The organism is Pantoea sp. UBA5923, assembly GCF_002431095.1.
GTDB classification, from domain to species: Bacteria; Pseudomonadota; Gammaproteobacteria; order Enterobacterales; family Enterobacteriaceae; genus Pantoea; species Pantoea piersonii.
The window spans coordinates 78,194-88,899 of the sequence record NZ_DJDN01000029.1; the positions used below are offsets into that span (position 1 = coordinate 78,194).

Consider the following 10,706-nt stretch of genomic DNA (forward strand, 5'->3'; position numbering starts at 1 on the left):
GTTTATGTCACGCTACCGGCCAGATGACATCGGGAGCGTGCATAATGAAAAAGTGGAGTATCGGAATTACCCTTCTGCTGGCCTCAGCCAGCGTTCTGGCAAAGGATTACCAGCTGCTAAACGTCTCTTACGATCCGACGCGCGAGTTGTACGAGCAGTACAATAAGGCCTTCGCCGCACACTATAAGCAAGAAACCGGCGATAACGTCGTGATCCGCCAGTCCCACGGCGGCTCAGGCAAACAGGCGACTTCCGTAATTAACGGCATTCGCGCCGATGTCGTTACGCTGGCGCTGCAGTCCGACGTCGATGCCATCGCCGAACGCGGCCGTATCGATAAGAACTGGATCAAACGTCTGCCGGACAACTCCGCACCTTACACCTCCACCATTGTCTTCCTGGTGCGTAAAGGCAATCCGAAAGGCATTCACGACTGGCCAGATTTGATCAAGCCAGGCGTTTCAGTCATCACGCCGAACCCGAAAACCTCAGGCGGCGCGCGCTGGAACTATCTGGCCGCATGGGGCTGGGCGCTGGATCAAAACAACGGCGATCAGGCGAAAGCGCTGGCTTACGTAAAAGCGCTGTTTAAAAACGTCGAGGTTCAGGACTCTGGCGCGCGCGGCGCGACTAACACCTTCGTAGAGCGCGGCATTGGCGACGTGCTGATCGCCTGGGAAAACGAAGCTTACCTGGCGGTTGATAAGCTGGGTAAAGACAAATTTGAAATCGTCACGCCGAGCGAATCTATTCTGGCCGAGCCGACCGTTTCCGTAGTCGATAAGGTGGTAGACGGGCAGGGCACGCGCAAAGTTGCAGAGGCCTACCTGAAGTACCTCTACTCGCCGGAAGGCCAGACCATTGCGGCGCAGAACTTCTATCGCCCGCGTGATGCGGAAGTAGCGAAGAAATTCGCCAGTACCTTCGCGCCGGTGAAGCTGTTCACCATCGACAATAAGTTCGGCGGCTGGACGCAGGCGCAGAAAACGCACTTCGCCGATGGCGGCACCTACGATCAGGTGATGAAGCCTTAACCGTAAAAATGCAGTAAGGGGGGCCAGCCAGCAAGCTGGCCCTTTTTATTTGTGCGTGACATTCGGCGGCGGCCAGGCGAGGATTCGGGCAAAAGCTGAAAGAGGAACATTGCTATGCGGGAACGTCGCCGTGCGCTGGGCCTGATTGCACTGCTGCTGTTGCTCCTTATAAGCGGCTTAGCGATCGCCGCTCTCCACCTGCATAAAAACAGCGATGCGCTGTGGCAGATCGTCAGCGAAAAATGCGAGCCGAATCAGCGCGCAACGGGCAGCCCCGCGCCCTGCCAGCGCGTCGCGCTCGATCAGGGCTATGCGCTGCTAAAAGATCTGAACGGGCCGCTGCAGTATCTGCTGATCCCGCTGGCGAAAATCACCGGCATGGAAAGTCCGGCGCTGCTGGATCCCGCCACGCCCAACTTTTTCGCTTTCGCCTGGCAGTCGCGCGCACAGCTGGCGGCGCGGCGTGGCGCGCCCATCGCAGACAGCGCGCTGTCGCTGGCAATTAACGCTCAGTATGGCCGCACCCAGAATCAGCTGCATATCCATATTTCCTGCCTGCGTCCCGACGTGCGCCGCACGCTGGACAGCCTTGCGCCTGCGCTATCCAGCCGCTGGCAAACGGAAAGGCTGCGTCAGCACGATTACCTGATACGTACGCTAACGCTGCCGGAGCTGACGCAGCAGAGCCTTTTTATCCGCGTGGCAAATGAAATTCCTGATGCGCGCAGCGAGATGGGCAAATATGGCCTGGCGCTGGCGGCACTGCCGGACGGGCGTCTGGCGCTGATGGCGCTTGAGCGCAACTGGCTGTTGCTAAACCGGGGATCGGCGGAGGAGTTGCAGGACCACAGCTGCGAGATTTTACGGCAATAAAAAAGGCGGCCTGCAGGCCGCCTTTATTACTAGCTGACATTACGCTTTTTTCGCTTCTGCCGCTGCTTTAACGATAACGGCGAAGGCATCAGCCTTCAGCGAGGCGCCGCCTACCAGCGCGCCGTCGATATCCGGCTGGGTAAAGAGTTCAGCCGCGTTCTTGTCGTTAACAGAACCGCCGTACTGAATGATCACCTGCTCGGCGACCGCAGCGTCTTTCTTCGCGATGTGCTGGCGAATAAATTTGTGTACCGCCTGCGCCTGCGCCGGGGTAGCTGATTTGCCTGTGCCGATAGCCCAGACCGGCTCATAGGCGATAACAACGCCGTTAAAGGCTTCTGCGCCCTGGGTTTCCAGCACCGCGTCGATCTGACGCGCGCACACTTCTTCAGTCTGGCCCGCTTCGTTTTCCGCTTCGGTTTCACCAATGCACAGCACCGGTACCAGGCCAGCCGCTTTCAGCACGGCGAATTTCTTCGCGATGAACTCGTCGCTCTCTTTGTGGTAAGTACGACGCTCAGAGTGACCGATAATGATATATTTCGCGCCGATATCTTTCAGCATTTCCGCGGAGGTTTCGCCGGTAAAAGCGCCGGACAGGTTTACGTCGACGTTCTGCGCGCCAAGGGCAATATGGCTGCCGGAGATGGCATGTTTCGCCTGGTCGAGATAGATAGCCGGCGGTGCGATCGCGACGCCGCAGCCGTCAACGCCGGAAAGCGCTTTGCGCAGGCCTTCGATCAGCTCGCCCGTCATCTGCTTGCTGCCATTCAGTTTCCAGTTACCCATAACCAATGGATGTCGCATTCTATCCTCCGCGTTACGCGATTCATTAAATTGCACTGCCGTCAGGCAGCGTAGACTGCCAGACAGTATAGAGATCTCTCAGGTCAATGGCTTTGCTTTTCGTCATTTTTGCCGCCCTGATCGACAGGCGGCAGCGTGAGTTTTATCGGCTCAATGGCGAAGGTCAGCCCCTTGTCGCCGTTATCCGCTACGACGAAACGCAGCGCGCCTTCGGTGCGGGAAAAATAGCGCGCGCCTTTGCCCTCGCTCAGTAGCGCGTTCAGCTTTTGTCGCGCCTCCTCCGGCGAGAGACCGGAAACAAAAAAGCGCAGCAACGCGGTCATATAAGCCATCGCTTTCTCCTGTGAGGCTTTCTGATCCGGTCCCGGCACTGGCAGCCAGGTCAGCTGGAGCGTTTTCACTTTCCCGGTACCCTGTTCCAGTGCGGTGGAGGCGTAAAGCGTTTCGCTGATTTTACTCGCCGCGCGCGTCAGGTGGCTGCTGTCGTTTTTGTTGTCGATGGCGCGATACTCCATCAGCGGCAGGTCAGCGTTGGCGGCGTTATACCTTTCGCGGAACTGGCCGATGGTCATATCAAAGGTAGGCGCGCCCGCCAGCAAATAGGGCGCGGCAGGCACGGACTCGCTACGCTCGCGCAGCGGGAGATCGGCAGCGAATGCCGAAGCCGTAAGCGCAAGACTCAGCAACAATGCGCCAGGCAAATTCTTCATTTCGTAGGCTCTACCAGTAAACTTAGTGCCAAATTAGAACGGTTTTTATCTGCGAAAGTCAAAAGCACAACGGGCAAAATTTGCCCTTAGATAAGATTTACCGCATCGCAGCACCGCTTACCAGTAGTGCTCACTGGTGATATGTCCCGGTTTACGCTTGAGATGCTTGCGCATGTCACGCGTCTCTTTCAGCAGCTGCTGGGTATCGCGCACCATCTGCGGGTTGCCGCACAGCATAATATGACCCGATTCCGGCTCTATCGGCAGGCCTACCGCGCGCTCCAGTTCGCCGCTCTCTATCAGCGCCGGCACGCGGCCGGTCAGCGAGCCGGTGGCGTTTTCACGGCTCACTACCGTCTGAATACGCAGCTTGCCGTTATAGATCTGCTGCAGCGACTGCATCAGCGGCAGGTAGCTGAGATCCGCGGCATAGCGCACCGCGTGCACCAGCACGATATGGTCGAAGCGATCCAGGCCTTCGCCCTGTTGCAGAATAGAGAGATAGGGGCCAATCGCCGTACCGGTAGCCAGCATCCATAAGGTTTTACACGGCGGGATCTCATCCAGTACAAAAAAGCCGGCGGCCTCCTTTGTCACCATTACAGTGTCGCCTGGCTTAAGCGCCTGCAGACGCGGGCTCAGCTTGCCCTCCGGCACAGTGACCAGATAGAACTCCAGCAGCGGATCGCTGGGCGCGTTAACGTAAGAGTAAGCGCGCTGCACGCGTTCGCCGTCTATCTCCAGCGCCAGCTTAGCGAACTGTCCGGCGGTGAAAGTATCGATCGGTGCGTGCACCCGCAGACTGAACAGCGCATCTGTCCAGTTTTTCACTTCCTTTACTTGCGCATTGACCCATTCGGCCATCATTACTCTCCTGGTCGTTGATTTTTCAGGCACAGAGATATCATCGCGGCTGCTCGATGGATTTTCCACCCGCGCGCCGGTTTTTAGGCTCTAATCGACAAATGCACCGCACGCCTCAACACGCCGTTGCCCTGGATTGACAGGGTGGTACGAAAACTTGACGCGCCTTCTTCTGCAGCTTTACGCCCGCCTCTCGATTTGTCACGTAATCCTGATATTTTGCCCGTCATTATCTCAATGCAGCGCGTTTTGCTGCTGAATTAACCTTATTTCCTAGACCGAGATGTCGATGAAGAAGATGGAAAATCGGCCGCTGCTGCTGATGTTGATTTTAATGCTGGCGGTTGGGCAGATGGCGCAAACTATCTATGTACCGGCGATGGCTGACATGGCGGACGCGCTTAACGTGCACAACGGCACAATGCAGCGCGTGATGGCGGCCTATCTGATGACCTATGGCGGATCGCAGCTGATCTATGGCCCGCTCTCTGACAGCATTGGACGCCGTCCGGTGATCCTCGCTGGCATGACGATCTTTATGATCGGCGCCGTGACCTCTATGCTGGCGCCGTCGCTGAACGTGCTGGTGCTGGGCAGCGCCATCCAGGGACTGGGCACCGGCGTGGCGGGCGTGATGGCGCGCACCATGCCGCGCGATCTCTATGCGGGCGTTGCGCTGCGTCAGGCTAACAGCCTGCTCAATATGGGGCTGCTGGTCAGCCCGCTGCTCGCGCCGGTCATCGGCGCGCTGCTGACGAAGCTGTTCGGCTGGCACGCCTGTTTCGCCTTTTTACTGCTGCTCTGCGTCACGGTAACGGGCGCGATGGCGCGCTGGCTGCCGGAAACGCGGCCGCAAGGCGGCGACGTAACGCCCTTTTTCCGCCGCTACCAGCGTCTTCTGAGCGACGCCAGCTTCGTGCGCTTTATTCTGCTGCTTATCGGCGCGCTGGCGGGGATTGCGGTATTTGAAGCGAGCTGCGGCGTGCTGCTGGGCGGGGTGCTCGGACTGGATGCGTTCACCGTCAGTATTCTGTTTATTCTGCCTATTCCCGCCGCCTTTTTCGGCGCGTGGTTTGCCGGACGCGAGGCGCGCTCATGGCACAGCCTGATGTGGACCGGCGTCAACAGCTGTCTGCTGGCCGGGGCGCTGATGTGGATCCCGGCATGGTTCGGCGTAATGAATATCTGGACGCTGCTGGTGCCCGCTGCGCTCTTCTTTTTCGGCGCGGGCATGCTGTTTCCGCTGGCGACCTCAGGCGCGATGGAGCCCTACGCGTGGCTGGCGGGTAGTGCAGGCGCGCTGATTGGCGGTTTGCAGAATCTGGGCTCAGGCGTGGTGGCGTGGGCGTCCGCACTGCTGCCGCAGCGCGACCAGTTCAGCCTGGGCATGTTAATGTTCGCCACCGCGCTGGTGATGCTGCTCTGCTGGCTGCCGCTGTCGCGGCAGCCGGAGAGCCAAAGCGGTACGGTTACAGGATAAAAGGGTGCAGCGCCGCGTCTTTGCGAGCCAGGTAGTGGATCGACTGAATGCGGCGAATAGTGCGCGATTTACCACGGATAAGCAGCGTTTCGCTGGTGGCGATATTGCCCTGACGCGTAATGCCTTTCAGCAGGTCGCCGCTGGTAATGCCGGTGGCTGCGAAGATAACGTTATCGTTGCGCGCCATACGCGCCAGCGGTAACACTTCGCCCGCCTTAATTCCCATCTCGTCGCAGCGCGCCAGCTCCTGCTCGCCGATGCGGCGATTCTCTTCGCTCTCGCCTTTGACCTGATGACGCGGCAGCAGGCGGCCCTGCATATCGCCATCCAGCGCGCGGATCACCGCCGCCGACACCACGCCCTCTGGCGCGCCGCCGATGCCGTAGAGCACGTCGACTTCGCTGTCAGGCATACAGGTAAGGATAGAGGCCGCCACGTCGCCGTCCGGGAACGCAAACACGCGTACGCCAAGCTGTTGTAGCTGCGCGATGATCGCGTCGTGGCGCGGTTTCGCCAGAATAGAAACCGTCAGCTGCGTCAGCGGCTTGCCCAGTGCCGTCGCGATATTACGCAGATTGGTCTCCAGCGGCAGGTTGAGATCGATATGACCCCGCGCCGCCGGGCCGACAATCAGCTTTTCCATATACATATCCGGCGCGTGCAGAAAACTGCCTTTGTCGCCGACTGCCAGCACCGCCAGCGCGTTAGCCTGGCCCATCGCAGTCATGCGCGTGCCTTCGATCGGATCGACTGCGATATCTACCGCGTCGCCGCGTCCGCTGCCGACCTTTTCGCCGATATAGAGCATCGGCGCTTCATCGATTTCCCCTTCGCCGATCACAATCTGGCCGTCGATATCAATGGTGTTCAGGACGTGTCGCATAGCGTGGACAGCGGCGCCGTCGGCGCTGTTTTTGTCGCCGCGACCCAGCCAGCGATAGCCAGCTAAGGCTGCCGCTTCGGTCACGCGGGAAAATTCTATGGCAAGTTCTCGTTTCATGGCCTGCACCTGATGAAAAAGGGCAGTGTAGCATAGCGGGGAAGGGCAAAAAAAAGCCCGCGACAGGGTCGCGGGCGCAGAGTGCTCAGAAAGCGTGTCGGCGAAAGGCCGTGGTCAGCGAGTAAAACATCCCGCGTAAGGACGCGGGACGGTGCATTACTCGTCGTGTTCTTCCCACGCCTGCGCGCGAGCCACAGCTTTTCTCCAGCCGGCGTAACGAACGTTGCGCTCGGTGGTCTCGATGCTTGGGCGGAATTCACGTTCGATAACCGCCTTGGCGCGAACCTCTTCCAGGTCGCCCCAGAAGCCCACAGCCAGCCCCGCCAGATAGGCGGCGCCCAGCGCGGTAACTTCACGCACTTCCGGACGCTCAACGCGTGTGCCGAGAATGTCGGACTGGAACTGCATCAGGAAGTTGTTCGCTACCGCGCCGCCATCCACGCGCAGCGACTGCAGGCGTGTATTGGCGTCGTTCTGCATCGCTTCCAGCACGTCGCGCGTCTGGTAGGCGATAGACTCCAGCGTGGCGCGAATAATGTGGTTAGCATTAGCGCCGCGCGTCAGGCCGAAAATCGCGCCGCGTGCATAGGGATCCCAGTAGGGCGCGCCCAGACCGGTAAAGGCCGGAACCATATAGACGCCGTTGGTATCTTTAACCTTAAGAGCGAAGTATTCAGAGTCGGTAGAGTCGCTGATCAGCTTCATCTCGTCACGCAGCCACTGAATAGAGGCGCCGCCGATAAACACTGCGCCTTCCAGCGCATAGTTCACTTCGCCGCGCGGGCCGCAGGCGATGGTGGTCAGCAGGCCATGCGATGAAGTTACCGCTTCGGTGCCGGTGTTCATCAGCATAAAGCAGCCGGTGCCGTAGGTGTTTTTCGCCATGCCCGGCTGAACGCAGAGCTGGCCGTAGAGCGCCGCCTGCTGGTCGCCTGCGATACCAGCGATAGGAATACGCGTACCGCCTTTACCGCCGATGTTGGTCTGACCGTAAACTTCCGAAGAGCCTTTCACTTCCGGCAGCATTTCACGCGGAATGTCGAGGATCTCCAGCATACGCTGATCCCATTCCAGCTTGTGAATGTTGTACATCATGGTACGCGAGGCGTTGGTGTGATCGGTAATATGCACGCGGCCTTGGGTCATTTTCCACACCAGCCAGGTATCCACGGTGCCGAACAGCAGCTCGCCGCGCTTCGCGCGTTCACGCGCGCCTTCTACATGGTCGAGGATCCATTTAACCTTGGTGCCGGAGAAGTAGGGGTTAATCACCAGGCCGGTGGTGTGCTGGATATACTCTTCCAGACCCTCTTTTTTCAGCTTATTGCAGTAGTCCGCGGTGCGCGGATCCTGCCACACGATAGCGTTATAGATCGGCTTGCCGGTCTCTTTGTCCCAGACGATGGCAGTTTCACGCTGGTTGGTGATGCCGATTGCGGCGATCTCATCAGAACGGATGTCGGCGTGCGCCAGCACCTCTACCAGCGTAGAGCTCTGGGATGCCCAGATATCCATCGGGTCATGTTCAACCCAGCCGGCTTTAGGGTAGATCTGGGTAAATTCACGCTGCGATACCGCAACGATATTGGCGTCATGATCCAGCACAACGGCGCGTGAGCTGGTGGTGCCCTGGTCGAGCGCAACAATATATTTTTTATCAGTAGTCGTTGTCATAATGCATTCCCGATGAAAAGGTGAAACTTACGCTTTACGCTGCTCAGCGCGTGCGACCGGTTTTTCTGATTTGCTGCTGGCCACTACTGCGCCCGGCAGATGGCGACCAATCAGTGCGCGATAGGAGAAGGCGCCCAGACAGGCTCCCACTAACGGGCCAAAGATCGGTACCAGGAAGTAGGGGATATCTTTACCGCCCGTGAAGGCAACGTTACCCCAACCAGCGAAGAAGGCGAACAGCTTGGGTCCGAAATCACGCGCCGGGTTAAGGGCGAAGCCGGTCAGCGGGCCCATGGAACCGCCGATAACGGCTACCAGCAGACCGATCAACAGCGGCGCCAGCGGACCGCGAGGTACGCCGTTGCCATCGTCGGTCAGCGCCATGATCACCGCCATCAATACCGCTGTAATCACCATTTCAACCAGAAACGCCTGTCCCACGCTGATATGCGGGTTAGGGTAGGTTGAGAAGATACCGGCGAGATCCAGGCTCTGAACCGTACCGCGCACCATCTGGTGACTCTGCTCGTAATCGAAAAACAGATTGTAATAAAGGCCGTAAACCAGCGCGGCTGCGCAGAATGCGCCTGCGACCTGCGCCAGAATATAGGGAACCACCTTACGCCCTTCAAAGTTGGCGAACAGACAAAGCGCCACCGTGACGGCAGGGTTAAGATGAGCGCCAGATACGCCGGCGGTAAGGTAAACGGCCATGGAGACGGCAAGTCCCCAGACAATGCATATTTCCCATTGTCCGAAGGCGGCACCAGCGACTTTCAGCGCGGCCACGCAGCCTGCGCCAAAAAAGATAATTAAGCCGGTCCCAATAAATTCGGCGATGCACTGCCCTTTCAGTGTGTTCGTTGTCTGACTCATAATGGTATTCCTGAAGCGAGGTTAAATTTTATCAGTTTTTGTTCTCAATCCATGAGCCACCCAGCTCTCTTGTAGGGCTGATGTGAATTTATCGTTAACGAGCATAAACGAGAAATAGCGAAATCTAAATCTGTGTGCTGAGTCAAAAAAATGCGCGTTTTCGCGCCTTTTGGCTTTCATGAAACATCATTTCATCTTTTTAACCGCTTCGTTTTTAGTCAGGCTCGCGTCTGGCGGTCAGGCTCCAGGCATAAGCCGAAAAATGGTACAGACTGCGCTCGCAGCGCCCACGTCGCTGGACTTGCGCTATCAGGCTACATACAATCGGAAACATTGTTGCTGGCCTGGCTGATACAGGGCGTCATGCGCTAAGGCTGGCATCATCAACGCCCTGCGAGAATTTAGGAGAGGTCAGAAAGATGTCATTTGAAGTATTCGAGAAACTGGAAGCGAAAGTACAGCAGGCGATTGATACCATCACCCTGCTGCAGATGGAAATCGAAGAGCTGAAAGAGCAGAACAACGCGCTGAGAAACGAAGCGCAACAGGCCGCGGGCAATCACGACTCGCTGGTGCGTGAAAATCAGCAGCTTAAGGAAGAGCAGCATCTGTGGCAGGATCGCCTGCGTGCACTGCTGGGAAAAATGGAAGAGGTGTAAGCGCCTCAGTAGAATGAAAAACGGGAGCGATGCGCTCCCGTTTTCGTTTCTGACGCTACTCGATATCGAGCGGATCTTCAGAAAGGATAATGCCGGTATTGTCGGCATAGAGATGGTCGCCGGAGAAGAAGGTAACGCCGCCGAAGTTAACGCGCACATCGCTTTCCCCGATGCCTTCGCCCGCCGCGCCCGCCGGAACAGCGGCAATCGCCTGAATGCCGATCTCCAGCTCCTCCAGGTCGTCTACCTGACGTACGGAGCCGTAAACCACCAGGCCTTCCCATTCATTTTCAACCGCCAGGCGAGCCAGCTGCGCATCAACCAGCGCGCGCCGCACCGAGCCGCCGCCGTCAATCACCAGCACGCGGCCCCGTCCGTTCTCTTCCAGCAGGTCGTAGAGCAGGCCGTTGTCTTCAAAACATTTCACTGTGGTTATCTGACCACCAAATGAGGTGCGGCCACCAAAGTTTGAAAAAAGTGGTTCAACAACGTTCACTTCTTCATGATAGATGTCGCAGAGTTCAGAGGTATCGTATTTCATGATGGGTTCATCTGTTTGCCACAGGAGCGGTAAGTATACCGCCAGTTGCGGATTGTTGGCAAAATCATCAGCGGAAAAAAGGCGCTGCATCAGCAGCATGCAGAAAATAAAAGCCCGGCGCAGTGGCCGGGCTTTGCGCAAGCGCATTGAAAAACGGAATTACAGGATAAAGCGGCTGAGATCTTCGT

Annotated in this window: 11 protein-coding genes; 4 read left to right on the top strand and 7 right to left on the bottom strand. The window is 57.9% G+C overall.

The features are described from left to right. The first annotated feature begins 44 nt into the window (after positions 1-44). Positions 45-1,034 carry a sulfate ABC transporter substrate-binding protein gene (locus B3797_RS07705; RefSeq protein ID WP_120458049.1) on the top strand — a complete coding sequence of 330 codons (990 nt, stop codon included), beginning with the start codon at positions 45-47 and terminating at the stop codon, positions 1,032-1,034. 114 nt (positions 1,035-1,148) lie between these two features. Next, positions 1,149-1,907 carry a CDP-diacylglycerol diphosphatase gene (locus B3797_RS07710; RefSeq protein WP_311784202.1) on the top strand — a complete coding sequence of 253 codons (759 nt, stop codon included), beginning with the start codon at positions 1,149-1,151 and terminating at the stop codon, positions 1,905-1,907. Between the two features lie 39 nt (positions 1,908-1,946). On the opposite strand, the gene tpiA is transcribed toward B3797_RS07710, so the two are convergent. The 3 genes from tpiA to fpr all read right to left on the bottom strand — a co-directional run bounded on the left by tpiA (position 1,947) and on the right by fpr (position 4,288). Then, positions 1,947-2,714 carry a triose-phosphate isomerase gene (gene tpiA / locus B3797_RS07715; protein ID WP_120458045.1) on the bottom strand — a complete coding sequence of 256 codons (768 nt, stop codon included), beginning with the start codon at positions 2,712-2,714 and terminating at the stop codon, positions 1,947-1,949. A gap of 83 nt (positions 2,715-2,797) precedes the next feature. Beyond that, positions 2,798-3,424, bottom strand: a complete 627-nt coding sequence (locus B3797_RS07720; RefSeq protein WP_311784203.1) for a DUF1454 family protein — start codon at positions 3,422-3,424, stop codon at positions 2,798-2,800. Positions 3,425-3,541: 117 nt separating this feature from the next. Then, a complete protein-coding gene (gene fpr, locus B3797_RS07725; RefSeq protein WP_311784295.1) occupies positions 3,542-4,288 on the bottom strand; it encodes a ferredoxin--NADP(+) reductase in 747 nt (248 codons plus the stop codon). Positions 4,289-4,577: 289 nt separating this feature from the next. On the opposite strand from fpr, the gene emrD reads away from it, so the two are divergent. Next, positions 4,578-5,768 carry a multidrug efflux MFS transporter EmrD gene (gene emrD, locus B3797_RS07730; RefSeq protein WP_311784204.1) on the top strand — a complete coding sequence of 397 codons (1,191 nt, stop codon included), beginning with the start codon at positions 4,578-4,580 and terminating at the stop codon, positions 5,766-5,768. Here the strand turns inward: emrD and glpX are convergent. The 3 genes from glpX to B3797_RS07745 form a co-directional block, all read right to left on the bottom strand. After that, a complete protein-coding gene (glpX, locus tag B3797_RS07735) occupies positions 5,758-6,768 on the bottom strand; it encodes a class II fructose-bisphosphatase (protein WP_311790785.1) in 1,011 nt (336 codons plus the stop codon). The two genes, emrD and glpX, sit on opposite strands and share 11 nt — an antisense overlap. A 156-nt stretch (positions 6,769-6,924) precedes the next feature. Next, entirely contained in the window at positions 6,925-8,442 is a 1,518-nt protein-coding gene (gene glpK, locus B3797_RS07740) for a glycerol kinase GlpK (RefSeq protein WP_311784205.1), read from the bottom strand. A gap of 27 nt (positions 8,443-8,469) precedes the next feature. Continuing rightward, complete coding sequence (locus B3797_RS07745) at positions 8,470-9,318, bottom strand: MIP/aquaporin family protein (protein WP_311784206.1); 849 nt, start codon at positions 9,316-9,318, stop codon at positions 8,470-8,472. 419 nt (positions 9,319-9,737) lie between these two features. Between B3797_RS07745 and zapB the strand changes: the two genes are divergently transcribed. Then, a complete protein-coding gene (gene zapB / locus B3797_RS07750) occupies positions 9,738-9,977 on the top strand; it encodes a cell division protein ZapB (protein ID WP_311784207.1) in 240 nt (79 codons plus the stop codon). Between the two features lie 55 nt (positions 9,978-10,032). Here zapB and rraA read toward each other — a convergent pair whose 3' ends face one another. After that, positions 10,033-10,518 (bottom strand): ribonuclease E activity regulator RraA, encoded by a 486-nt coding sequence (gene rraA / locus B3797_RS07755; protein WP_120458032.1) that lies wholly within the window; start codon positions 10,516-10,518, stop codon positions 10,033-10,035. Positions 10,519-10,706 lie beyond the last annotated feature (188 nt).